The sequence below is a fragment of the Streptococcus oralis genome, from assembly GCF_001075675.1.
Lineage (GTDB): Bacteria > Bacillota > Bacilli > Lactobacillales > Streptococcaceae > Streptococcus > Streptococcus oralis_V.
Window position 1 is genome coordinate 1 of sequence record NZ_JUNW01000001.1, and the last position, 23,227, is coordinate 23,227.

The window sequence follows — 23,227 nt, forward strand, 5'->3', positions numbered from 1 at the left end:
AATCATAGCATACGGTAAAGCTATATCAGGCGATTCAGGGAATTGTTGCTGTACGACTTGCAATTTCTCAGCAGTAGTTTCCAGCTCTTTCAATTCAGTCTGCTCGGTTGATAAGTTGAACAAAATCTTAGCCAATGCTTCTGCCATATCAGGTGAGTCTGGAAAGTATTGCTGCACGACTTGTAATTTCTTAGCAGTAGTCTCCAATTCTTCCAATTCAGTCTGCTTGCTTGATAGATTAACCAAAGTCCTAGTATACGGTAAAGCAATATCATGTGAATCATGGAATTGTTGTTGCAATTTCTGTAATTTCTCAACAGTAGCCTCTCGTTCTTTCAATTCAGTCTGCTCGGTTGATAAGTTGAACAAAATTTTAGCCAATGCTTCTGCCATATCAGGTGAGTCTGGAAAGCATTGCTGCACGACTTTTAATTTCTCAACAGTAGCCTCTCGTTCTTTCAATTCAGTCTGCTTGCTTGATAAATTGAACAAAATTCTAGCATACGATAAAGCTATATCATGTGAATCATGGAATTGTTGTTGCACGACTTTTAATTTCTCAACAGTAGCCTCTCGTTCTTTCAATTCAGTCTGCTTGTTTGATAAATTAACCAAAATCATGGCATATAGCAAAGCAATATCATGTGCATCGTAGAATTGTTGTTGCACGACTTTTAATTTCTCAGCAGTAGTCTCTAGCTCTTTTAATTCAGTTTGCTTGGTTGATAAATAAAACAAAGTCATAGCATACCGCAACGCAATGTCTTCTGATTCAGGGTATTGTTCATAAATTGTTCTTGCCTTTTCTGCTAGAGCTTCACGGCTAGCCTTATCTGTCGCCTTGGCTGATAAGTTAAGGAGCTTATTTAACTCTGCTAAACTCTCTTCCAAATTGTATTTCTGTTCATTCATTCTGTACACCTCATTTAAAATAGTAGCTATCTTATGAACTAATGTATTTTTCCTATGACAATTAGTTTCTATACATCTTATTATATCAAAAATGCCATCTTTCTGCTAACAGATGGATGGTGCTTCTTGTTGGTATAAGCACCAAAAAAGCCAGACAGTGTCTGGCTTTGCATTGTTTATATCTGAGAAGTATTTTAGAAAAATTAAAGAATCTTATCAGCCCGATCCACCATAAAGAGTGAGACGGTCATGATGATATCAACAGCTAGTAGGGCAAGAACCGCTGGAACCCAAGATTGGAAAAGATCAAAACTGTAACCAAACAAGGTAGGACCAAAGGCCGCCAAGATGTAGCCCCCTGTTTGCGCAAGTCCTGATAGCTGGGCCGTCTTTTCAGGAGAACTGGTTTTAAGAGAAAAGCAAACCATGAGATAAGGAAAAAGAGCGCTACAGGCAGTCCCAATCAAGAGGTGAGCGACTAGCCAGTAGAGGAAGTTGTTGCTTGGATACAAGAGCATGGCAATTCCTGTCATCCCAGCGATAGAGATAATTGCCAGCATGATTCGACGGTGACCATCTGATAGACGAGTCGTTAGACTTGGAACAGTCATTGAAAAAGGAATGCTGATCAGTGAGAAAATAGAAGCGAGGAGAGCCGCATCACTATTAGAAAGACCAGCACTAATAGCCATAGTTGGCAACCAGGTCATACTTGTATAAAAGAGCAAGGACTGAAGACCACCAAAGACAATGATAGCCCAGACATCTTTACTTTTTAGAATATTCTCTTTGACTTGCTTTTCTTTCTGGCTTTCTAGGTGGTGGTTGTGGCGATGATTTGGCAACCAGACTAGCAGAGTGACTAGACAGAGAAAGCTGAGAACGAGGATGAGGCCCTTCCAAGAACTAGCTTGGGTGATAGGGACCGAAAGATAAGAAGCGATGGCTGTCGAAATTCCCATGGCAGTGACATAGAGAGTTGTTAGGAAACTAATCTTTTGAGGCTGATTTGCCTGGATCATACTTGGGAGGAGTACATTGAAGATCGCAATGCTTGCTCCCACAATTAGGGTCCCTAGATAGAGAAGGGGAAGATTGAAAATCCGAATGACAGAGCCAACAGTTAAGAGGAGGAGACAGTAAGTAAAGAGGTGTTCCAACCCGATTTTTTGTGCCAAGCGGCTCGCAAAAGCAGAGAAAAGAGCAAACATCAAGAGAGGGAGACTGGTTAAAATCCCAAGAGAGCTAACCTCCACTCCTAGTCCCTGAGCGATATCTCCTAAAATGGTTGGAAGAGCAGTAAAAGGAGAGCGTAAAACAGTCCCGATTAAGACAATTCCAAGAACAAAAAAGAGTGATTGTTTTTTCATGAAAACCTCGATAAGATGATTTTAATAACAGCTTATTTTAAGGTTTTTTCTATATAATGTCAAGTAGAGAATGGGAGGAAAGCTGGAAAGATTTAACTGAAAATATACAGAAAGGAGACAGCTTTCTTTACTAGAATTTTCCTTGATTTGATATAAAAATAGGAAACTAGGGAATTTTGTGATAAAATAGTGGAAGGAAATCTATACATTGGAGAAAAACTGTGCCTGAAAAGCAAAAAATCAGCGTCTTGATGTCGGTCTATGTAAAGGAAAATCCGACGTTTTTAAGAGATGCTATCAAAAGTGTTCAAAACCAGACCTTGAAACCGAGCGAACTTGTTCTTGTTGAGGACGGGCCGCTCACACCCGAACTCTATCAGGTGCTAGATGAAGTGGAAGCTCAGTCAGACATTTCAGTTAAACGGTGCCACTTAGAAGAAAACCAAGGTTTAGGTTTGGCTCTTCGATACGGTGTTTTACAGTGCCAGTATGACATTATTGCCCGCATGGATACGGATGATTTAGCCGTTCCGGATCGTTTTGAGAAACAGCTTCAGCTAATGGAGAAAGAAGATCTCGATCTCTTAGGCGGGCATATCGCAGAGTTCATTGACAATCCAGATGAGATTGTGTCTTATCGTCGTGTTCCAACTCAGCATGCAGACATTGTGGCTTATCAGAGAATGAGAAGCGCCTTTAACCATATGACAGTCATGTTCAAAAAGGACATGGTCCTCAAGGCGGGTAACTATGAAGATGGCCTTTACATGGAGGATGACCTCCTTTGGCTCAATATGATTGCTGCAGGTGCCAAGACTGGGAACCTAGATCAAATCTTGTGTAAGGTTCGTGTCGGTGCAGGGATGTTTGAGCGTCGAGGTGGCTTACGTTACCTTAAACTCTATCGTCAAGCTCGCCAACGGATGCTTGAGCGAGGGCAAATTTCTTACATGGAATATGCTAAAAGTGTAGCCATTCAGGCAATTGTTGCACTTTGTCCAGGCTTTGTACGTCAGTTTATCTTCGTCAAACTTTTAAGAAAGAGAAAGTAAGCCCCGATAGACTGAATGATTCAGGTTATCATAACAACAGTATCATCTGACTCTTTTAAGGGGGAGTAAATTCCTATGAATAAAAAACTAACAGATTACGTGATTGATCTGGTTGAAATTTTAAATAAACAGCAAAAACAAGTATTTTGGGGGATATTCGATATTCTGAGTATGGTGGTTTCCATCATCGTATCTTATATCTTGTTTTATGGCCTTATAAATCCTGCGCCTGTGGATTATGTAATCTACACTCTTTTAGCCTTCCTCCTCTATCAAATCATGATTGCATTTTGGGGGCTGAATGCTAGTATTAGTCGCTACAGTAAGATTACGGATTTCATGAAAATCTTTTTCGGAGTGATGCTCAGCAGTGTTCTTTCTTATGGAATCTGCTATGCCTTTCTTCCACTATTTTCTATCCGTTTCATCGTGCTCTTCATTTTGCTGAGCACCTTCCTCATCTTGCTTCCTCGTATCACTTGGCAGTTGATTTATTCCAAACGTAAAAAAGGTAGTGGAGATGGAGAGCATCGTCGGACCTTCTTGATTGGTGCTGGTGATGGTGGTGCCCTCTTTATGAACAGCTATCAACATCCAACTAGCGACCTTGAGCTAGTGGGGATTTTGGATAATGATGAAAAGAAAAAGGGACAAAAACTAGGTGGAATCCCAGTTTTGGGCTCTTATGATAATCTACCTGAATTGGCTAAACGTCACCAAATCGAGCGTGTCATCGTAGCGATCCCTTCGCTTGACCCTTCAGAGTACGAACGCATCTTGCAGATGTGTAATAAGCTAGGCGTCAAATGTTACAAGATGCCTAAGGTTGAGACAGTCGTTCAAGGGCTCCATCAACCAGGTAGTGGTTTCCAGAAAATTGATATCACAGACCTTTTGGGCCGTCAGGAAATTCGTCTCGACGAATCGCGTCTGGGTACTGAGATTACAGGCAAGACCATCCTGGTGACAGGGGCAGGTGGTTCGATTGGTTCAGAGATTTGTCGTCAGGTTAGTCGCTTTAATCCCGAGCGTATTGTCTTGCTTGGACATGGTGAAAACTCAATCTATCTCGTTTATCATGAATTGATCCGTACATTCCAAGGGATTGATTATGTTCCTGTTATTGCAGATATTCAGGACTATGACCGTCTCTTGCAGGTGTTTGAGCAGTACAAACCAGCCATTGTTTACCATGCTGCAGCCCACAAACACGTTCCGATGATGGAGCGCAATCCAAAAGAAGCCTTTAAGAACAATATCCTCGGTACCTACAATGTTGCCAAGGCTGTTGATGAGGCCAAAGTACCTAAGATGGTTATGATTTCGACTGACAAGGCGGTCAATCCACCGAATGTTATGGGTGCGACTAAGCGCGTGGCAGAATTGATTGTCACTGGCTTTAACCAACGTAGCAAATCAACCTACTGTGCAGTCCGTTTTGGAAATGTTCTGGGTAGTCGTGGTAGCGTGATTCCTGTCTTTGAACGTCAGATTGCTGAAGGCGGTCCTGTAACGGTGACAGACTTCCGTATGACACGTTACTTCATGACCATTCCAGAGGCTAGCCGTCTAGTAATCCATGCTGGCGCTTATGCCAAGGACGGAGAAGTCTTTATCCTCGATATGGGCAAACCAGTCAAGATTTATGACTTGGCTAAGAAAATGGTCCTTCTAAGTGGGCACACGGAAAGTGAAATTCCAATCGTTGAGGTCGGTATTCGACCAGGTGAAAAACTCTATGAAGAACTCTTGGTTTCGACCGAATTGGTTGATAACCAAGTCATGGACAAGATTTTCGTTGGTAAGGTAAATGTCATGCCGCTAGAAGCGATTGATCAAAAGATTGAAGAGTTCCGTTCACTCAGCGGAGATGAGCTCAAAGAAGCGATTATTTCCTTTGCGAATGAGACAACTCATGCTGAGTAAGAGTGTCCAACTACCTTCATAATGAAACAACCATCGCCAGTTTTCTGAGAGAATCAGAAAGCTGGTTTTTATAAATAGAGAGTAGAGAACATCGGATCTTTCAAAGGTTTAATAAGCGCAACTATTCAAGGGACGATGTTATTTGATCTATCAGGAGAGTGATTTCAGACAATCTAAAAACTACCTCTATTTTAAGCTGGTAACATAACTTTGCGAAATAAGTATTAAAGTCAAAAGGAGATTTTTGTATGCTGAGTGCTATTAGGAGTTTTTTCAAAGGCTATGCAAATTTTTCTGGTCGTTCCACACGTCCAGAATTTTGGTGGGTTTGGCTACTAAATATGGTGATTTTCTTGCCCGCCTACTACTCACTTTTTACTGGAGTAGAATCTGATAAAGCCATCAGGAATATTGCGGTCTTCAGTATGTGTATTATTTTGTTTATAATAGAGTTTGTTCCTCTACTAGCACTGATAGTACGTCGCTTACGAGATGTGGGTATCCATTGGGCCTATATTTTTATTGTATTTGTTCCTTTGGGTGCAATAACACTGCTCGTTATGCTCGCTATGCCAAGTCAACGATTTGGAGAAAAAGTGATAGAGAATAGTGAAACAAATAAAGAGAACACTGAAGACTCTCAGTTTGAAGAAATGGTACGAAAATATTAAGATATTTTTACTCTATTTAAAAACGTCTGAGTCGCTTCGCCGCTTACGAGACGCTGGCTTCCACTGGGCCTTTATCTTCATTGCTTTGGTTCCTATCGTTGGACCGATTACTCTTATTGTGATGCTTGCTTGGCCAAGTAAGAAGGATGAAGATACAGATACTGAAGGACAGGATCAAATTACTGCTTAAGCATGGAGTTGATTCCTTCTGATAGTAACAACATATAAAAAATACTCCTCAACCTAGTTCACTAGTGTTAGGAGTATTTTTGTATGGTTAAAGCTGGCTAATGATATCATCAATGGTACGGGCAATCCAGTCAGGCTGATAGCTGAGTAAATCAGCCTCTTCTCCAAATCCCCAAGAAACAGCAAACTTTTTAATACCAGTTTCTTGAGCTCCGATCATATCAAACTTGGTGTCCCCAATGATGAGGACTTGGTCTGCATGGAGTTGATGCGTTTGCAAGGCGTAACGGATGACATCTGCCTTGTGTGGTGTTTCAGGACTAGAACCATAAATGCCATCAAAGAAATGATGGATTCCCAGATTTTTAGTCATATCATGAGCAGTAGGAGTATTCTTTGTTGTAGTGATGTAGAGAGGGTAGTTTTGCGAAAGCTCTTGGAGCAACTCCGTTATTCGGGGAAAGAGTTGGGCTTCGTGGATCCCTTTTTCCTTGTAGTAAGAGCGGTATATCTGCACAGCCTCTGGGATTTGTTCCTTGGGAAGGCATGTTGCAAAACTACTTTCAAGTGGTGGCCCCATGAAACCACGAATGGTTTTGGCATCAGGACTCGGAACTCCTAGTTGTTCAAAGGTATAGGTAAAGGCATTGTGGATCCCGATGGAACTGTCAACCAGGGTTCCGTCTAGATCAAAAAAGATTGCTGAGATAGAGGGCATAGTTTCTCCTAATAGATATAGATAAGCTTATTCTCCGAAGATTTCTTTTTGTAGGCGGCGACCAGTAGGTGTAGCGGCGAGTCCACCCTCAGCTGTTTCACGAAAGGCAGTTGGAAGACTCGATCCGACTTGGTACATGGCATCGATGACTTCGTCAACAGGGATCTTAGACTCGATACCTGCCAAGGCCATGTCTGCTGCGATAAAGGCAAAGCTGGCTCCCATGGCATTGCGTTTAACACAGGGAACTTCGACCAAACCAGCGACGGGATCGCAGATGAGGCCCAGCATATTTTTAATGACAAAGGCGATGGCTTGGCTAGCCTGATAGGGGGTTCCACCTGCAGCCAAGGTTAAGGCTGCGGCACTCATGGCAGAGGCAGAGCCAACTTCGGCCTGACAGCCACCTTCAGCACCTGAGATAGAGGCATTGTTTGCGATAACCAATCCAAAGGCACCAGCAGCAAAGAGGAAATCCAGCTGTTCTTCGTGGCTAAGGTCTAATTTTTGGATAGCAGCAGTGAGAACGGCTGGCAGACAGCCAGCACTTCCTGCGGTTGGAGTGGCACAGACCAAGCCCATCTTCGCATTGTGTTCATTGACCGCGATGGCATTACGGGCTGCTGATAGGATGGTAAAGTCCGACAAGGCCTTGCCACTTTTGAGATGGCGGTCTAGTTTGGCCGCGTCTCCACCCGTTAGGCCACTACGGGATTTGTTTTCACTGAGACCGAGCTCGACAGAGGCTTTCATGACTTCTAGATTGCGTTCCATGAGGAGGAGAACTTCTGGGCGTTCCCGACCTGTTAATTGATATTCTGTCGCAATCATGAGCTCTGCGACATTTCCTTGGAAGTCTAGATCCGCCTGCTCGACCAATTCTTTGATAGAATAAAACATGTTTCCTCCTACTTAAAGAAATTGACATTATGGAGATGAGGGATTTTTCGGATTTCTTCAATCGCCTCTTCGCAACTTCGGCTATCGACTTCGATAATCATAATGGCTTTTTCTCCAGCTTTTTCTCGAGTTACATTCATCTGCGCGATGTTGATATCGAAACGAGAGAGGGCTTCAGTAACATGGGCAATCATACCTGGAACGTCCTGATGCACGATGATAATGGTCGGTGTGTTCATGTTGAGAGAGACAGCAAAGCCGTTAAGTTCCGTAACTTGGATATTTCCTCCACCGATGGAAATTCCTGTCACACTGATGGATTTGTGTTCATTCTTCACAGTAATTTTAGTGGTATTAGGATGAGGAGCGTTGCTGTCTTTCTGAATGGTCCAGACAATCTTGATACCACGTTTATGGGCAATCTCTAGGCTATTTGGAATGTCGGGATCGTCCGTATCCATACCTAATATACCAGCGACGAGAGCAAGGTCGGTTCCATGACCACGGTAGGTTTTGGCAAATGAATTAAATAATTGGAATTCGACTTCTGTCGGCGTATCATCAAAGATGGAAGAGACGATTTTCCCGATGCGAACAGCTCCAGCAGTATGGCTACTTGATGGGCCAATCATAACTGGTCCGATAATGTCAAAGACAGATTGAAAACGAAGTGAGTGCATCTGTTTCCCCTTACAAAGATTCTTATATCTATTATATCAAAGAATGGACCTCTGCGCTTATTTCCCTTATCAAAAGCTTAAAATGATTAAAGTTAGTATAAAATAAGGTCTTTTGTGACAAAAACCTCCTTAAAACGGTAAATATAAAACATTTTTGTAATATTTCTACATAAAACCGTTAAGAAATGGTAACATTCGAGGAGTAAAATAGTATCATAGATAAAAAGGAGAATTTTTAGATATGACATTAACAACTAAAAAAATTAAAACAACTATCGCAGGAGTAGCAGCTTTGCTTGCTTTCTTTGCTCCATCACTTGCTTCTGCCCAAGAAACTGTAACTTACACAGTTAAATCAGGTGATACTCTTTCAGAAATCGCTGAGAAGTACAACACAACTGTTGAAAAATTGGCAGAAAAAAACAACATCAAAGATATTCACCTTATCTATGTTGACCAAGTTTTGGTTATCGAAGGAACAGCTCCATCGACAGCAACTGCAACCGCTGCAGCTTCAACAACAACTTATGAAGCACCAGCAGCTGCGGAAGAAACTACAGAAGAAGTAACTGAAACAACAACCTATGAAGCGCCAGCTACACCAGCGGCTCCAGCAGCAGAAAGCAACACTGCAGCAGCTTCTACTGTAAGTGGTTCTGAAGCAGAAGCCAAAGAATGGATTGCTCAAAAAGAATCAGGCGGTAGCTACACTGCTACAAACGGACGTTACATCGGACGTTACCAATTGACAGATTCATACTTGAACGGTGACTACTCAGCTGAAAACCAAGAACGTGTAGCAGATGCCTACGTTGCAGGACGTTACGGTTCATGGACAGCTGCCAAGAACTTCTGGCTTAACAACGGTTGGTATTAAGAACTAGCTAACAGAAAAATATGTAAAAGTCGAGGAAATCCCTCGACTTTTTTATATTTCCTTTGGTTGATGATAGGTCTCTACTTCTTTTTTGAGATGAGATAGCATGGAGGTTTCATCGGTTAGTTCCAGAAGGGAGAAACCTTTTTGGATAAGTTTAGAATCATCCGTACAAATCCCAATACGAACATAGCAGATAGCAAGCCTATCGTAGCTTTTCTTGTTCTTGGCATCTTCTAGTAAAGTATAGCATATTTGTTTACACATATTTCTATCTTGATTGTATAAGTAAATGGTGGAGAGGTTGAGTAGAATTGCCATTCGCAAGTCATATAAATGTTGATAGTTTTTATAGACTTCTAAGCGGTGCAAGATTTTTCCAGTGATGAGATGGATATGCTCTATAGGAAAGGTAAAGAGAATGGTATTGAGAATTTTTAAGTCATTCTCGTACCAAGTGTCCTGCTTTTCTATCTTCTTCCATAGCTTCTTTACAATATTGTTAACTTCGATTGACAGTTTTTTAGTCCCATTTTGGCGGGTATAGATAACAATTTCTAGCATATCTCGTATCTCTTTGATGGGGAGGTCGTGGTGAGTTTTGAGGTAGTCTTGACATTTTTGAAATAGTTTTCCGAGTTCACTAGTCCCTAGGATTGAGCTCATATTGAGATAGGTTTGCATAATTTCTGTGCGTTGACTTGGTTGATAAAGTTGACAGATATATTCAAACTCTTCAAAACTCATATTGACTTGTCGGAGAAGAAACTCCATATTTTCATATTTAGGAGTTGTTTTTCCACTTTCGATTTTTGATAGGCTGGTTCTTGAAAGGACGCTACCACAGACATCTTCTTGGGTTAATCCTTTTGACTCACGTATTTCTTTATAAACATTTCCAAAATCGTAGCGCATGTTTTCCTCCTTGTTCGTGAAAAAAGTTAACAATAAATGGAAACTGATTAAAAATATTGTATCATAGTAGTATAAAAAGTAAAAAAGAAATCTAAAATAAATTTGTGAAAAAAGGGAACAAATTCTACGACTAAGATGATAAAGTACTAAGGAGGTACCTTTATGAAAAAAATCAGTAATTTCTGTATGTTACTCCTGCTTCTGTGTACTACTTTTTTTGTCTTTAATGTAAACTACACACGAGAAGTGGTTCGGATTCAGGAAATGGGAAAGACTGTAGATTCTTTGGATTTGTATTTGAAAGATATTAACGAACCTGCAGCATCTGTACTTCGATTTTTTGAGGATGTATCAAAGGAATACAAAGTTTCCATCATCAAAACAGACAGTGGTGATGAGGTGGTCAAGTCTGGTGTTTTTGATAAAGATACCTTCCCCTACCAAGAGTTTGGGATTTCTTCTCTTGATTTTACCACAGATGGTGAGGGAGTTTACAGTAATAAAGAAATTTCCAATAAACTTGGTACGATTCCGACCTTTCTAAAAGCCAAACCTATTCAGCTTATGACTTTTCAAACCTATATCAAGGATACATCTCGTAGTTTAAATGGTCGCTATACGATAACTTCTACACAAGAGATGGACAAGGATAGGATTGTACAGAAATGGAGCGATTTTTTCAAGATAGACCAGGCTACCTTGCTAGAGCCGACCTATAAAAGTGCAGTGGAAGTCCTAAATCGAGATTTGCTTTTATCTGCCGTTGTTTTTGTCTTGGCTATTTTGCTTCTTGTGTTAGTGACAGTGTATCAACCGATGATGGATATGAAAAGAGTTGGGGTACAAAAATTACTTGGTTTTCAAGATAGGGCTGTTTTAGCTGATGTTGTAAAAGGCAACCTCTACCTCCTCCTAGGTGGGGCGCTTGTGATCAATCTAGGAGTATGTTTCTTGCTTGATTACAAGCCAAAAGATTTGTTCCCAATGTTATGGTTGTCGCATTTTTTGCTTTTGCAACTTTATCTCTTTATCAGTTGGTTGACCTATCTCTTGATCCAAAAAATGACAATCAGCTCTCTGCTGAAAAGTTTTTCATCTTTCAAATTTGGTCTACTCTTTAATTATTTTATGAAAATTGGAACTACCATTTTACTGACAGTCTTGCTAGTTGGGGTAGGAAAAAGTTTGGAGCAAGAAAACAAAGAGTTGGATTACCAGAAACAGTGGATCAGTCAAGGAAATTATCTGACCTTGGAAACTTTCCAACTCAATGATAACCTGTGGCAAGAGCAGTTGGCAGGCTCAGGGCAGGCAGTGGATTATTTCTATCGATTTTATCTGGATTTGGTAGAAAAAACGCAGGCGGGCTATGTGCAAACTAGCAACCTGCCTATAAAAAATTTTGCCACTGCAGAACAAGTGCAGCGGTATCAACTGGCTGATATGCTAACTGTTTACTATGCCAATCGTCATTTTTTAGAAAGTCAGGGATTCAAGTTACCCGATACCGGCACTAAAAAAGTTATTTTGATGCCAGCAAGTACGAAAGGTGAAGAAGATAAAAATCAGCTCTTGGGGAAATTAATTGCCTATCTTTCTATGAAGTATGAAGAGCAGCAAAAACGAACGATAGAGGAGATGGATATCGAGATTGCTTACTATGAAGGTGATTGGTCATTCTTCCCTTATAACGAGAAGCGAAAGGAAAATCTCTACAATCCAATTATTAGCTTGGTCAATGATTCTGATATGATGTGGGATGAAAAAGCTTCCCTGTCAACAACAGGTTTAAATAACCCGATTAAAATCGAAAATACGGCTCAACACCAAAAAGAGGTGACAGCGTTAGTTGAGAAATTATCAGATGGGAATTATTTAAAATTTTCATCTATTCAAGCCATTCAACAAGAGAAAGTAGATTCTTATCGAGATGCTGTTCGGAATTTCAACATACTCTTTGCTTTGGTTGGTCTTATTAGTATGATGATTTCCTACTTCTTACTAGTAACAACTTTCTTGTTGAAGCGAACAGATATTATTACCAAGAAGTTTATGGGCTGGAAATTGATAGATCGGTATCGTTCCTTGCTGGGTCTTCTATTAGCTGTCTATAGCCTTCCTTTTGTAGCCCTGCTATTCTTTACACAGGCACTGTTCCCGCTCTTGCTTTTCGCAGGATTTACAGGCTTAGATATTCTGTTTGTACTTTTTTTGGGCTCTAAGATGGAAAAACGAAATGTAGTGCAGTTATTGAAAGGGGACCACTTATGATAAAGTTGGAAAATGTTACGAAAACCATTGGGGAAAAAGTTATTTTGGAGAACTTATCCCTAAAAATTAACCAAGGAGATTTAGTTGCCATTGTTGGAAAAAGTGGCAGTGGCAAGTCAACCTTGTTAAATCTTTTGGGTTTGATAGATGGCGATTACAGTGGACATTATGAAATTTTCGGTCAGAAAAATGTACCTGTCAATTCTGCTAAGTCGCAAGCGATTATCCGTGAACACATTTCCTATCTTTTTCAAAATTTTGCTCTGATTGATAATGAAACGGTAGAGTATAATCTCATGCTCGCTCTAAAGTATGTAAAATTATCCAAGAAGGACAAAGTCAAAAAGATAGAAGAAATTTTAGAGAGAGTGGGCTTGCCATCAACTCTACATCAAAAGGTTTCAGAGTTATCTGGAGGGGAACAGCAGCGAATCGCAGTTGCTAGAGCCATTTTAAAACCCAGCCAGCTCCTTTTAGCAGATGAACCAACCGGTTCTCTAGATCCTGAAAATCGAGATTTGGTTTTGAACTTTCTCTTAGATATGAACAAGGAAGGGAAAACGGTCATTATCGTTACCCACGATGCCTATGTGGCCGAACAGTGCCATCGAGTCATTGAATTGTGAAAGATAATGTGGAGAGTTCATTGATCTCGTCATCTTACCTGTAATTGGACAATTGTATTTTTAATACTCAAATAGTATAAATAAGCTTATTATGTGTAAAAATATATCATATAATAATAAGCTTTTTCTTGATTTAAATGAAATAAAATACAGTTTTTTCTTGACAAACGAGAACGAGAAGAGTATTATTTATACAATAATAAAGTATAAAAATAAAAGGAGGTTCTTCTATGAATAAAGTGAAGAAGGTGTTGATGACGATGTTTGGTTTGCTTATGTTTCCCTTATTATTTGCTTGTAGTAACACTCAATCCCAAGGTGTTGAAGCCATTAAGGCTAAAGGAAAATTGGTGGTGGCCCTAAATCCAGAGTTTGCTCCATTTGAATATCAGAAATTAGTTGATGGGAAAAATCAGATTGTAGGTTCAGATGTTGAGCTAGCCAAAGCCATCGCAAAAGAACTAGGTGTAGAAGTGGAGTTCTCTCCAATGAGTTTTGACAATGTACTAGCTAGTCTTGATTCAGGAAAGGCCGATCTTGCCATATCAGGTGTTTCTAAAACGGAGGAGAGAAGTCAAGTTTACGATTTTTCAATTCCCTACTACACTTCGAAAAATAAGGTTATCGTAAGAAAATCTGAATTAACGAATTACCAATCAGTCAAGGATTTGGCCCAGAAAAAGGTTGGAGCGCAGAAAGGTTCTATCCAGGAAACTCTGGCTAAAGAAACCTTGCAGGATTCTTCTCTCGTTTCACTTCCTAAAAATGGAAATTTGATAACAGATTTGAAATCAGGGCAACTGGATGCGGTTATCTTTGAGGAACCAGTGGCGAAAGGATTTGTAGAGAATAATTCAGATCTAGCCATCGCTGAGTTTGATTTTGACAATGACAAGGAAGATTCCTACGCTGTTGCGATGAAAAAAGACAGTAAAGAATTAAAAGAGGCGGTTGATAAAACCATCCAGAAGTTGAAGGATTCTGGGGAGTTGGACAAATTGATTGACGATGCTTTTAAAGCCTCTATCGAAAAATAGAAAGAAGGAAGAGAAATGAGTAAGGAAAAAGTTATTTTAGCCTATTCAGGTGGATTGGATACATCAGTTGCTATTACATGGTTAAAAAAAGACTATGATGTGATTGCTGTTTGTATGGATGTGGGTGAAGGAAAAGATTTGGAGTTCATCCATGATAAAGCTCTCAAGGTTGGGGCTGTTGAGTCTTATGTCATTGATGTTAAGGAAGAATTTGCTAATGACTATGTTTTAGTGGCCCTTCAGGCTCATGCCTACTACGAACAAAAGTACCCCTTGGTATCTGCTCTGAGTCGCCCTCTTATTTCAAAAAAACTCGTTGAAATAGCTCATCAGACGGGGGCAACCACAATTGCCCATGGTTGTACAGGTAAGGGAAACGACCAAGTTCGGTTTGAAGTCTCTATTGCAGCTTTGGATCCCAATCTAAAGGTAGTTGCGCCTGTTCGTGAGTGGAAATGGTCTCGTGAAGAAGAAATCCAATATGCCAAAGAAAACGGTGTTCCAGTTCCTGCTGACCTTGACAATCCTTACTCTGTCGATCAAAATCTTTGGGGTCGTGCAAATGAATGTGGTGTCTTGGAAAACCCTTGGAACCAAGCGCCAGAAGAAGCATTTGGAATCACATCTTCGCCAGAAGAGGCGCCAGACAGTCCAGAATTTATTGACATTGAGTTTAGCTGTGGGGTGCCCATCTCCCTCAATGGAGAGAAGATGAAAGTGGCGGCTTTGATTCAAAAGCTCAATGAAATTGCAGGCAAACACGGTGTTGGTCGTATTGACCATGTGGAAAATCGCCTAGTCGGTATTAAGTCAAGAGAGATTTATGAGTGCCCAGGTGCTGTGACTTTATTGGCAGCTCATAAGGAGATTGAAGACTTGACTCTTGTGAGAGAAGTGGCTCATTTTAAACCTATTATCGAAAATGAGTTGTCCAATCTCATCTATAATGCCTTGTGGGTTAGCCCAGCAACTCAGGCTTTGATTGCCTATATCAAGGAGACACAGAAAGTTGTCAATGGAACTGCAAAAGTTAAACTCTATAAGGGGAATGCTCAGGTAGTGGCTCGGAAATCTCCAAATTCTCTTTACGATGAAAATTTGGCGACTTATACCAGTGCGGATACTTTTGACCAAGATGCGGCTGTTGGATTTATCAAGCTTTGGGGGCTTCCGACTAAGGTTTATTCAGAAGTTCAGAAAAATGTAGAGTAGTGACGCGATAGAAAGGGACGACAGGATATGCCGAAAAATAAAAAATTATGGGGTGGTCGATTTGAAGGCACTGTGGAAGAGTGGGTAGAACAGTTCGGTGCGAGTATTTCCTTTGACCACCAGCTGGCAAAATTTGATTTGATGGGTTCCCTAGCTCATATTCAAATGCTAGGACAGACTGGCATTTTGAGCTTGGAAGAGGCAGAGCAGATCCAAGATGGTCTGAAAGCTTTGTTGCGAGATTTAGAGGCCGGAGAGCTTCATTTTGATATTGCAAATGAAGATATTCATATGAATATGGAAGTGTTGCTGACAGAGAAAATCGGTCCTCTGGCTGGGAAACTACACACGGCCCGTTCTCGGAATGACCAAGTCGCAACGGATATGCACTTATATCTAAAGGAGCAGCTTGGCCATGTCTTGGATAAGTTGGCGAATCTGAATAGTGTTTTGCTGGATTTGGCTGAAAAACATGTGGAAACCATCATGCCAGGCTATACCCATTTGCAGCACGCCCAACCGATTAGTTTTGCCCACCATCTCATGGCTTATTACAATATGTTTCAAAGGGATAGCGAGCGCTTTGCATTTAACTTGAAGCATACGGACCTATCTCCCCTGGGTGCGGCTGCCTTGGCGGGGACAACTTTTCCAATCAATCGTCAATTATCGAGTGATTTATTGGGTTTCCAACAACCCTATACCAATTCCTTGGACGCAGTGAGTGACCGTGATTTTATCTTGGAATTTCTATCAAATGCCAGCATTTTGATGATGCATATGAGCCGTTTTTGTGAAGAAATCATCAATTGGTGCAGTTTTGAGTATCAGTACATTAGCTTGTCTGATAGCTTTTCAACGGGTTCGTCTATCATGCCCCAGAAGAAAAATCCTGATATGGCCGAATTGATTCGAGGGAAGACAGGAAGGGTTTACGGGAACTTGCTTGGACTATTGACCGTCATGAAGTCTTTGCCTCTGGCCTATAATAAGGATTTGCAAGAGGACAAGGAAGGCATGTTTGATACAGTAGACACGATTTTGAATTCTCTGGATGTGTTGGCAGGTATGCTATCGAGCATGCAGGTTAATAAGACCAAAATGCAGCAATCCACAGAGAATGATTTTTCGAATGCGACCGAACTGGCAGATTATTTGGCTGAAAAAGGACTCCCTTTTAGAGAAGCGCATGAAATAGTAGGGAAATTGGTTCTAGACTCTATCAAGCATGGTAAAAACATCCAAGATTGGGATTTGGAGGAGTTGCAAGTCTACCATCCCTTGATTGAAGAGGATATTTATATCTACTTGCGCCCAGAAACCGCTGTTCAGAGACGGAATTCCTTAGGAGGAACCGGCTTTGAGCAAGTGAAATACCAGATAGAACAAGCGAAGAAAGAACTTAAAGGGAAAAATTGATTCGTTTGCAAAGTAAGAAAGAGAGGTTGAGATGATTTATCAGCCTCTTTCTTGTCTTCTCCAACCAAGCGTGTTATAATGAATACTGCTCAAGCGACCTTCAATCGTTGAAGCACACACGACCTTCAATCGTGAATAAACGAATAGATGGGAGACTTACCATGAGTGATAACTCTAAAACACGTGTTGTTGTGGGGATGAGTGGTGGTGTCGATTCGTCGGTGACGGCTCTCTTGCTCAAGGAGCAGGGCTACGATGTGATCGGTATCTTCATGAAGAACTGGGACGACACAGATGAAAACGGCGTCTGTACGGCGACCGAAGATTACAAGGATGTGGCTGCGGTGGCAGATCAGATCGGCATTCCTTACTACTCTGTCAATTTTGAAAAAGAGTACTGGGACCGCGTTTTTGAGTATTTCCTAGCGGAATACCGTGCAGGGCGCACGCCAAATCCAGATGTTATGTGCAATAAGGAGATCAAGTTCAAGGCCTTTTTGGACTATGCTATGACCTTGGGTGCAGACTATGTAGCGACTGGGCATTATGCTCGAGTGGCGCGTGATGAGGATGGCATCGTTCACATGCTTCGTGGCGTGGACAATGGGAAGGACCAGACCTATTTCCTCAGTCAACTTTCGCAAGAACAACTCCAAAAAACCATGTTCCCATTGGGACATTTGGAAAAGCCTGAAGTTCGCAGACTCGCAGAAGAAGCAGGACTTGCGACTGCTAAGAAGAAAGACTCGACAGGGATTTGCTTTATCGGAGAAAAGAACTTTAAAAACTTTCTCAGTAACTACCTGCCAGCTCAGCCTGGTCGCATGATGACTGTGGATGGTCGCGATATGGGTGAGCATGCCGGCCTTATGTACTATACGATTGGTCAGCGTGGCGGACTCGGTATCGGTGGCCAACACGGTGGTGACAATGCCCCTTGGTTCGTTGTCGGAAAAGATCTAAGCAAGAATATCCTCTATGTCGGCCAAGGTTTCTACCATGACTCGCTCATGTCAACAAGCCTAGAGGCCAGTCAAGTCCACTTTACTCGTAACATGCCAGAGGAATTTACGCTTGAATGTACGGCTAAATTCCGCTACCGTCAACCTGATTCTAAGGTGACAGTACATGTCAAAGGAGATAAGGCAGAAGTTATCTTTGCGGAACCGCAACGCGCAATCACACCAGGACAGGCAGTTGTCTTTTACGATGGCGAAGAGTGCCTAGGTGGTGGCCTGATTGACAATGCTTATCGAGATGGACAAGTTTGTCAGTACATATAGATTGACAAATTTTCTCAATTTGCTACAATAATAAAAGCAATAGAAATGATGGTCAAAGCTCATGGATGTTGCAGGCTTTTTTGTCCTGCACTTCTTTGGAGTTTTGACTGTTTTTGTGTCGTTTAAGAGAAAGGACAAAAATGACTCAACAAGACTTTCGGACAAAAGTAGGAAATACTGTTTTTGGTGTTCGGGCGACAGCCTTGATTCTCCAAAATGGCAAGCTCCTAGTTACTAAAGACAAGGGTAAATATTACACTATCGGCGGTGCGATTCAAGTCAATGAAAGCACGGAAGACGCGGTAGTCCGTGAAGTGAAGGAAGAACTAGGTGTCAAAGCTCAAGCTGGGCAGCTAGCTTTCGTGGTTGAAAATCGTTTTGAACAAGACGGTGTTTCCTATTACAACATTGAGTTTCATTACCTGGTGAATTTGCTTGAAGAAGCTCCATTGACCATGAAGGAAGACGAAAAAATGCAGCCTTGCGAGTGGATTGACTTGGATAGGCTTGAGGGGATCAATCTAGTTCCAGCCTTTTTAAAAACAGCTCTACCAGACTGGGACGGCCAACTAAGACACATTCATCTTGAGGAATAGGAGAGAAAATGACTTATAATTTTACGGAAGAATACGATATTATTGTAATCGGTGCGGGGCACGCTGGGGTGGAGGCATCTCTAGCTGCTAGCCGTATGGGCTGCAAGGTCTTACTTGCGACCATCAACATTGAAATGCTGGCTTTTATGCCTTGTAACCCTTCTATCGGTGGTTCTGCCAAGGGGATTGTCGTGCGTGAAGTTGATGCACTTGGTGGCGAGATGGCCAAGACCATTGACAAGACTTACATTCAGATGAAGATGCTCAACACAGGGAAGGGTCCAGCTGTTCGTGCCCTTCGTGCGCAGGCTGACAAGGAGCTTTACTCTAAGGAGATGCGCAAGACAGTCGAAAATCAAGAAAATCTAACCCTTCGTCAAACCATGATTGATGAGATTTTGGTGGAAGATGGCAAGGTTGTCGGTGTTCGTACAGCAACTCATCAAGAATATGCTGCCAAGGCTGTTATCGTGACAACAGGGACTGCACTCCGTGGGGAAATCATCATCGGGGACCTCAAGTACTCATCAGGGCCAAACCACAGTCTGGCTTCGATTAACCTAGCTGATAATCTCAAGGAACTGGGCCTCGAAATCGGTCGTTTCAAGACAGGAACCCCTCCACGTGTCAAGGCTTCTTCTATCAATTACGACGTGACAGAGATTCAGCCAGGGGACGAAGCGCCAAATCACTTCTCCTACACTTCGCGTGATGAGGATTATGTTAAGGATCAAGTGCCATGCTGGTTGACCTATACCAATGGTACCAGTCATGAAATTATCCAAAATAACCTCCATCGTGCGCCTATGTTTACAGGTGTGGTCAAGGGAGTGGGACCTCGTTACTGTCCGTCAATTGAGGACAAGATTGTGCGCTTTGCGGACAAGGAACGCCACCAACTGTTCCTTGAGCCAGAAGGGCGCAATACAGAGGAAGTCTATGTTCAAGGGCTTTCAACCAGTCTGCCTGAGGATGTACAGCGCGAGCTGGTTCATTCCATCAAAGGGTTGGAAAATGCAGAGATGATGCGAACAGGTTATGCTATTGAGTACGACATGGTCTTGCCTCATCAGTTGCGTGCAACACTTGAAACCAAGAAAATCTCAGGACTCTTTACTGCTGGTCAGACAAATGGAACGTCAGGTTACGAAGAAGCTGCTGGCCAAGGGATTATCGCTGGTATCAATGCGGCTCTGAAAATCCAAGGCAAGCCTGAATTGATTTTGAAGCGCAGCGACGGTTATATTGGGGTGATGATTGATGACTTGGTGACCAAGGGAACCATTGAACCCTACCGTCTCTTGACCAGTCGAGCTGAATACCGCCTCATCCTCCGTCATGATAATGCCGATATGCGTTTGACAGAGATGGGGCGCGAGATTGGACTTGTAGATGATGAACGCTGGGCTCGCTTTGAAATCAAGAAAAACCAATTTGACAATGAGATGCAGCGACTAGATAGCATCAAACTCAAGCCAGTCAAGGAAACCAATGCCAAGGTTGAGGAGATGGGCTTCAAGCCGTTGACAGATGCGGTGACAGCCAAGGAATTTCTTCGCCGTCCAGAAGTTTCTTACCAAGATGTGGTGGCCTTCATCGGACCAGCTTCTGAGGACTTGGATGACAAGATTATCGAATTGATTGAAACAGAAATCAAGTACGAAGGCTATATTTCCAAAGCCATGGATCAGGTTGCCAAGATGAAACGCATGGAAGAAAAACGCATTCCAGCCAATATCGACTGGGATGATATTGATTCTATCGCGACAGAAGCTCGCCAGAAGTTCAAACTTATCAATCCAGAAACCATCGGCCAAGCCAGCCGTATTTCGGGAGTAAACCCAGCAGATATTTCTATTTTGATGGTCTATTTGGAAGGTAAAAACCGTAGTATTTCTAAAAATCAAGAAAAGAAAGCATAGAAAAACAGCTCCGAAGACGGGGCTGTTTTGTTGATTTTCGAAGAGTATTATTCTTCATCTGGTGTGAGGATCATCGGGATAATGATTGGTTCACGTTCCGTATTTTCATAGAGGAAGGGACGAATAGCGTTGACAATGGCACCATTGACAGATTGCACGCTAGCATCTTTGTTCTTCAGTGCGATACGAATAGCATTGAAGAGGATGCGCTGGCTTTGGCGAATCAAGTCACCAGATTCTCTCATGTAGACAAATCCTCGACTGAGGATGTCTGGGCCAGACAAGATCATTTTAGATTTGAAGTCAACAGTTGCGACTGCAAGTACGACACCGTCTTCAGATAGATCACGACGGTCTTTGAGGACAGCTGCACCGATTTCACCGATACGATTGCCATCGACATAGATGTCTTGGGCATTGAAGTGGCCTGCGATACGAGCTGAGTCAGCAGTAAGGGCAAGTACATCACCATTGCTCATGATAAAGATATTGTCCTTCTCGACACCAGTATCCACCGCTAGTCCAGCGTGGACTTTTTGCATGCGGTATTCACCATGGACAGGCATGAAGTATTTTGGCTTAATTAAGCGGAGCATGAGTTTTTGCTCTTGCTGACCACCGTGTCCAGAGGTGTGGATGTTGTTGATTTTACCGTGAATGACTTCGACACCAGCTTCAGAAATGATGTTAATCAGCTTGTTGACGCTAGTCGTATTTCCAGGGATTGGACTTGAAGAGAAGATAACGGTATCGCCGGGTTGGAGTTGCACCTGACGGTGAGTTCCATTAGCGATACGAGAGAGGGCTGCCATCGGCTCACCCTGACTACCTGTACAGAGGATCAGAACCTCGCCTGCAGGATAGTCTTTGATTTCATTTGGCTCGATAAAGGTTCCCTTAGGAGCTTTGATGTAGCCAAGTTCGATCCCGTTGACAATGGCCTTTTCCATAGAACGACCAAAGACAGCAATCTTGCGTCCAGTCTTAACAGCAGCATCTGTTGCTTGCTGGAGACGGAAGATATTTGAGGCAAAGGATGCAAAGATGATACGTCCTTCAATACCTTGGATAATCTTCATGATGGACTGACCAACGACTTTTTCAGAGTTGGTAAAGGTTGGTACTTCCGCATTTGTCGAGTCAGAGAGGAGGCAGAGCACACCATCTTCCCCAAGGGCAGCCATCCGGTGCAAGTCTGCAGGTTCTCCAACTGGAGTAAAGTCAAACTTAAAGTCACCCGTACAGACGATTTTCCCTTGAGGAGTATGAATGACAATCCCCAAAGGCTCTGGAATAGAGTGAGTGGTTCTAAAGAAAGTTGCCTTGAGATTTTTAAAGGTCAACTCAGTGTTGTGGTTGATTTCGTAAAGTTTGGCGTTGCGCAAGAGGCCGTGTTCTTCGAGTTTTCCACGGATCAAAGCCAGGGCAAGTGGTCCAGCGTAGATAGGGACGTTTGCTTGCTTGAGCAGGAAAGGGATCCCACCGATGTGGTCCTCATGTCCGTGAGTAATCAAAACAGCCTTGACGCGGTCGATATTGTCCACGATGTAAGAGTAATCAGGGATAACGTAGTCGATACCTAGCAAGTCATCTTCTGGGAATTTAATCCCAGCATCGACGATGATAATCTCATCTTGGTATTCAATTCCGTATGTGTTTTTCCCGATTTCTCCTAGACCACCGATGGCAAAAACGCCGACTTCTTCAGGTTTAAGAGTGTAGGCCATATTAGAACTCCGTGATTTCGAAAGCGCCAGTTTCTTTTTCGTAATCTAGCAATTTGTCAGACAAGAGTTCGATAAATTCGATATTGTACTCTGGGCGGTTTTCTTCGACAAGTTGGCGAGCAGCGATACGGCCCTCAAGTTCTGAGCTAGCATCGATGTCTAGGTAGAGTGAGCGTGTTGTTTCACGACGTGGGCTACGTTCTTTTGTTTCTTGATAAAAAACTTTGTAAATCATATAGTTCCTTTCTATTTACAGGTCAGCTTATTCCAAACTTTTAGCAGATATTTGCTTGATTTCATTCCATTTTGTGTCTAGATTGACCTTGATTCGTTACAATTATTTCAATTATACCATAAAATGAAAAATTAGTAAAAGACGGAAATGGAGAAAGTCTGGAGGGGAAGAAGGAGCAAAAAGACAGGTAGGATTTGGTCGGAGAGCGCTTAGGTGTTATAATTAAAGGGGGAATCTAAAGAGATAGTAGATTTAAGGAAGAATATAGTTCTAGTTTCATTAATCGTTGGTGTAGATGGCTGGGACAGAATGATACCTTTGAAAAAAGAAAAACTCTTGAGAAATCTCAAGAGCAAATAAAAAGGCTGAGACAAAACTCGGGGATTTTCCTGGAGCAGTCCAGATGGCAGCACCTCTACCTGAAGCGAATGCATCGCAACCTTTGAATGACTTGTCACCAAATCAAACTCGATCTCAACCTTTACTTAATTCTATCATCTATGAGGCTAAGAAGTCAATCTATAAGTATAACGATGTAGACATAGCATGGAGTGGAGTGCTTACTGAACAGGCAAGGAAAAGCCCTTGACCGAAGTCAAGAGCCATCTAACACTGGGGGCGAACTATTTAATCGCAATTTCAGTTCTTTAGAAACCAAAGTTTCAGGGATAGCACTGCAACCCGAAGAG

General features: G+C 42.1%; 21 protein-coding genes. 13 read left to right on the forward strand and 8 right to left on the reverse strand.

Annotation, left to right across the window (positions count from 1 at the left end):
• On the reverse strand, positions 1-912 hold a 912-nt coding region (locus tag ADM50_RS09595), incomplete at its 3' end, for a hypothetical protein (protein ID WP_001005332.1).
• Between the two features lie 203 nt (positions 913-1,115).
• Positions 1,116-2,282, reverse strand: coding sequence for a CynX/NimT family MFS transporter (locus ADM50_RS00010; RefSeq protein ID WP_000744868.1), 1,167 nt, complete (start codon positions 2,280-2,282; stop codon positions 1,116-1,118).
• A gap of 221 nt (positions 2,283-2,503) precedes the next feature.
• Here ADM50_RS00010 and ADM50_RS00015 point away from each other — a divergent pair, with 221 nt between their 5' ends.
• From ADM50_RS00015 to ADM50_RS00030, 4 genes are all read left to right on the forward strand, one after another.
• A complete protein-coding gene (locus ADM50_RS00015) occupies positions 2,504-3,334 on the forward strand; it encodes a glycosyltransferase (RefSeq protein WP_049484080.1) in 831 nt (276 codons plus the stop codon).
• Between the two features lie 75 nt (positions 3,335-3,409).
• Positions 3,410-5,260: a nucleoside-diphosphate sugar epimerase/dehydratase gene (locus ADM50_RS00020; RefSeq protein ID WP_001035723.1), complete on the forward strand. Its 1,851-nt coding sequence runs from the start codon at positions 3,410-3,412 to the stop codon at positions 5,258-5,260.
• Positions 5,261-5,508: 248 nt separating this feature from the next.
• The gene (locus tag ADM50_RS00025; RefSeq protein ID WP_000947294.1) at positions 5,509-5,931 is read left to right on the forward strand and encodes a DUF805 domain-containing protein; all 423 of its coding nucleotides are present in this window, start codon (positions 5,509-5,511) and stop codon (positions 5,929-5,931) included.
• Positions 5,906-6,121, forward strand: a complete 216-nt coding sequence (locus ADM50_RS00030) for a DUF805 domain-containing protein (protein ID WP_049484081.1) — start codon at positions 5,906-5,908, stop codon at positions 6,119-6,121. The genes ADM50_RS00025 and ADM50_RS00030 overlap by 26 nt, the downstream gene beginning before the upstream one ends.
• Positions 6,122-6,208: 87 nt before the next feature.
• Here ADM50_RS00030 and ADM50_RS00035 read toward each other — a convergent pair whose 3' ends face one another.
• The 3 genes from ADM50_RS00035 to sdaAB are packed head-to-tail and all read right to left on the reverse strand — an operon-like array spanning position 6,209 to position 8,418.
• Positions 6,209-6,838 carry an HAD-IA family hydrolase gene (locus ADM50_RS00035; RefSeq protein ID WP_049484082.1) on the reverse strand — a complete coding sequence of 210 codons (630 nt, stop codon included), beginning with the start codon at positions 6,836-6,838 and terminating at the stop codon, positions 6,209-6,211.
• A 27-nt stretch (positions 6,839-6,865) separates the two neighbouring features.
• Complete coding sequence (gene sdaAA, locus ADM50_RS00040) at positions 6,866-7,738, reverse strand: L-serine ammonia-lyase, iron-sulfur-dependent, subunit alpha (RefSeq protein ID WP_000500031.1); 873 nt, start codon at positions 7,736-7,738, stop codon at positions 6,866-6,868.
• An 8-nt stretch (positions 7,739-7,746) separates the two neighbouring features.
• Positions 7,747-8,418 carry an L-serine ammonia-lyase, iron-sulfur-dependent subunit beta gene (gene sdaAB / locus ADM50_RS00045; protein WP_000555868.1) on the reverse strand — a complete coding sequence of 224 codons (672 nt, stop codon included), beginning with the start codon at positions 8,416-8,418 and terminating at the stop codon, positions 7,747-7,749.
• Between the two features lie 241 nt (positions 8,419-8,659).
• Here sdaAB and apf point away from each other — a divergent pair, with 241 nt between their 5' ends.
• On the forward strand, positions 8,660-9,295 hold the full coding sequence (apf, locus tag ADM50_RS00050; protein ID WP_049484083.1) for an aggregation-promoting factor: 636 nt from the start codon (positions 8,660-8,662) through the stop codon (positions 9,293-9,295).
• 51 nt (positions 9,296-9,346) lie between these two features.
• Here apf and ADM50_RS00055 read toward each other — a convergent pair whose 3' ends face one another.
• Positions 9,347-10,210: a helix-turn-helix domain-containing protein gene (locus ADM50_RS00055; RefSeq protein ID WP_049484084.1), complete on the reverse strand. Its 864-nt coding sequence runs from the start codon at positions 10,208-10,210 to the stop codon at positions 9,347-9,349.
• A gap of 162 nt (positions 10,211-10,372) precedes the next feature.
• Here ADM50_RS00055 and ADM50_RS00060 point away from each other — a divergent pair, with 162 nt between their 5' ends.
• From ADM50_RS00060 to mnmG, 8 genes are all read left to right on the forward strand, one after another.
• The gene (locus tag ADM50_RS00060; RefSeq protein ID WP_049484085.1) at positions 10,373-12,481 is read left to right on the forward strand and encodes a bacteriocin-associated integral membrane family protein; all 2,109 of its coding nucleotides are present in this window, start codon (positions 10,373-10,375) and stop codon (positions 12,479-12,481) included.
• On the forward strand, positions 12,478-13,107 hold the full coding sequence (locus ADM50_RS00065) for an ABC transporter ATP-binding protein (protein WP_049484086.1): 630 nt from the start codon (positions 12,478-12,480) through the stop codon (positions 13,105-13,107). The genes ADM50_RS00060 and ADM50_RS00065 overlap by 4 nt, the downstream gene beginning before the upstream one ends.
• Positions 13,108-13,337: 230 nt before the next feature.
• Positions 13,338-14,144 (forward strand): ABC transporter substrate-binding protein, encoded by an 807-nt coding sequence (locus tag ADM50_RS00070; protein WP_049484087.1) that lies wholly within the window; start codon positions 13,338-13,340, stop codon positions 14,142-14,144.
• A 15-nt stretch (positions 14,145-14,159) separates the two neighbouring features.
• A complete protein-coding gene (locus ADM50_RS00075; protein WP_049484088.1) occupies positions 14,160-15,356 on the forward strand; it encodes an argininosuccinate synthase in 1,197 nt (398 codons plus the stop codon).
• A gap of 27 nt (positions 15,357-15,383) precedes the next feature.
• Entirely contained in the window at positions 15,384-16,775 is a 1,392-nt protein-coding gene (gene argH, locus ADM50_RS00080; protein ID WP_049484089.1) for an argininosuccinate lyase, read from the forward strand.
• Positions 16,776-16,936: 161 nt separating this feature from the next.
• Positions 16,937-18,058, forward strand: coding sequence for a tRNA 2-thiouridine(34) synthase MnmA (mnmA, locus tag ADM50_RS00085; protein ID WP_049484090.1), 1,122 nt, complete (start codon positions 16,937-16,939; stop codon positions 18,056-18,058).
• A gap of 140 nt (positions 18,059-18,198) precedes the next feature.
• Positions 18,199-18,654 (forward strand): NUDIX hydrolase, encoded by a 456-nt coding sequence (locus ADM50_RS00090; RefSeq protein WP_049484091.1) that lies wholly within the window; start codon positions 18,199-18,201, stop codon positions 18,652-18,654.
• A gap of 8 nt (positions 18,655-18,662) precedes the next feature.
• Positions 18,663-20,576, forward strand: a complete 1,914-nt coding sequence (gene mnmG, locus ADM50_RS00095; protein ID WP_049484092.1) for a tRNA uridine-5-carboxymethylaminomethyl(34) synthesis enzyme MnmG — start codon at positions 18,663-18,665, stop codon at positions 20,574-20,576.
• Between the two features lie 47 nt (positions 20,577-20,623).
• Here mnmG and rnjA read toward each other — a convergent pair whose 3' ends face one another.
• Both rnjA and ADM50_RS00105 read right to left on the reverse strand, forming a co-directional pair.
• Positions 20,624-22,303, reverse strand: coding sequence for a ribonuclease J1 (gene rnjA, locus ADM50_RS00100; protein ID WP_049484093.1), 1,680 nt, complete (start codon positions 22,301-22,303; stop codon positions 20,624-20,626).
• Between the two features lies 1 nt (position 22,304).
• On the reverse strand, positions 22,305-22,538 hold the full coding sequence (locus ADM50_RS00105; RefSeq protein ID WP_000639585.1) for a DNA-dependent RNA polymerase subunit epsilon: 234 nt from the start codon (positions 22,536-22,538) through the stop codon (positions 22,305-22,307).
• Positions 22,539-23,227: the final 689 nt, after the last annotated feature.

Coding starts and splice junctions, on each gene's coding strand:
- ADM50_RS00010 (WP_000744868.1), bottom strand. CDS start 2,282: ATGAAAAAACAATCACTCTTTTTTGTTCTTGGAATTGTCTTAATCGGG.
- ADM50_RS00020 (WP_001035723.1), top strand. CDS start 3,410: ATGAATAAAAAACTAACAGATTACGTGATTGATCTGGTTGAAATTTTA.
- ADM50_RS00025 (WP_000947294.1), top strand. CDS start 5,509: ATGCTGAGTGCTATTAGGAGTTTTTTCAAAGGCTATGCAAATTTTTCT.
- ADM50_RS00035 (WP_049484082.1), bottom strand. CDS start 6,838: ATGCCCTCTATCTCAGCAATCTTTTTTGATCTAGACGGAACCCTGGTT.
- sdaAA (WP_000500031.1), bottom strand. CDS start 7,738: ATGTTTTATTCTATCAAAGAATTGGTCGAGCAGGCGGATCTAGACTTC.
- sdaAB (WP_000555868.1), bottom strand. CDS start 8,418: ATGCACTCACTTCGTTTTCAATCTGTCTTTGACATTATCGGACCAGTT.
- apf (WP_049484083.1), top strand. CDS start 8,660: ATGACATTAACAACTAAAAAAATTAAAACAACTATCGCAGGAGTAGCA.
- ADM50_RS00055 (WP_049484084.1), bottom strand. CDS start 10,210: ATGCGCTACGATTTTGGAAATGTTTATAAAGAAATACGTGAGTCAAAA.
- ADM50_RS00060 (WP_049484085.1), top strand. CDS start 10,373: ATGAAAAAAATCAGTAATTTCTGTATGTTACTCCTGCTTCTGTGTACT.
- ADM50_RS00065 (WP_049484086.1), top strand. CDS start 12,478: ATGATAAAGTTGGAAAATGTTACGAAAACCATTGGGGAAAAAGTTATT.
- ADM50_RS00070 (WP_049484087.1), top strand. CDS start 13,338: ATGAATAAAGTGAAGAAGGTGTTGATGACGATGTTTGGTTTGCTTATG.
- ADM50_RS00075 (WP_049484088.1), top strand. CDS start 14,160: ATGAGTAAGGAAAAAGTTATTTTAGCCTATTCAGGTGGATTGGATACA.
- argH (WP_049484089.1), top strand. CDS start 15,384: ATGCCGAAAAATAAAAAATTATGGGGTGGTCGATTTGAAGGCACTGTG.
- mnmA (WP_049484090.1), top strand. CDS start 16,937: ATGAGTGATAACTCTAAAACACGTGTTGTTGTGGGGATGAGTGGTGGT.
- ADM50_RS00090 (WP_049484091.1), top strand. CDS start 18,199: ATGACTCAACAAGACTTTCGGACAAAAGTAGGAAATACTGTTTTTGGT.
- mnmG (WP_049484092.1), top strand. CDS start 18,663: ATGACTTATAATTTTACGGAAGAATACGATATTATTGTAATCGGTGCG.
- rnjA (WP_049484093.1), bottom strand. CDS start 22,303: ATGGCCTACACTCTTAAACCTGAAGAAGTCGGCGTTTTTGCCATCGGT.
- ADM50_RS00105 (WP_000639585.1), bottom strand. CDS start 22,538: ATGATTTACAAAGTTTTTTATCAAGAAACAAAAGAACGTAGCCCACGT.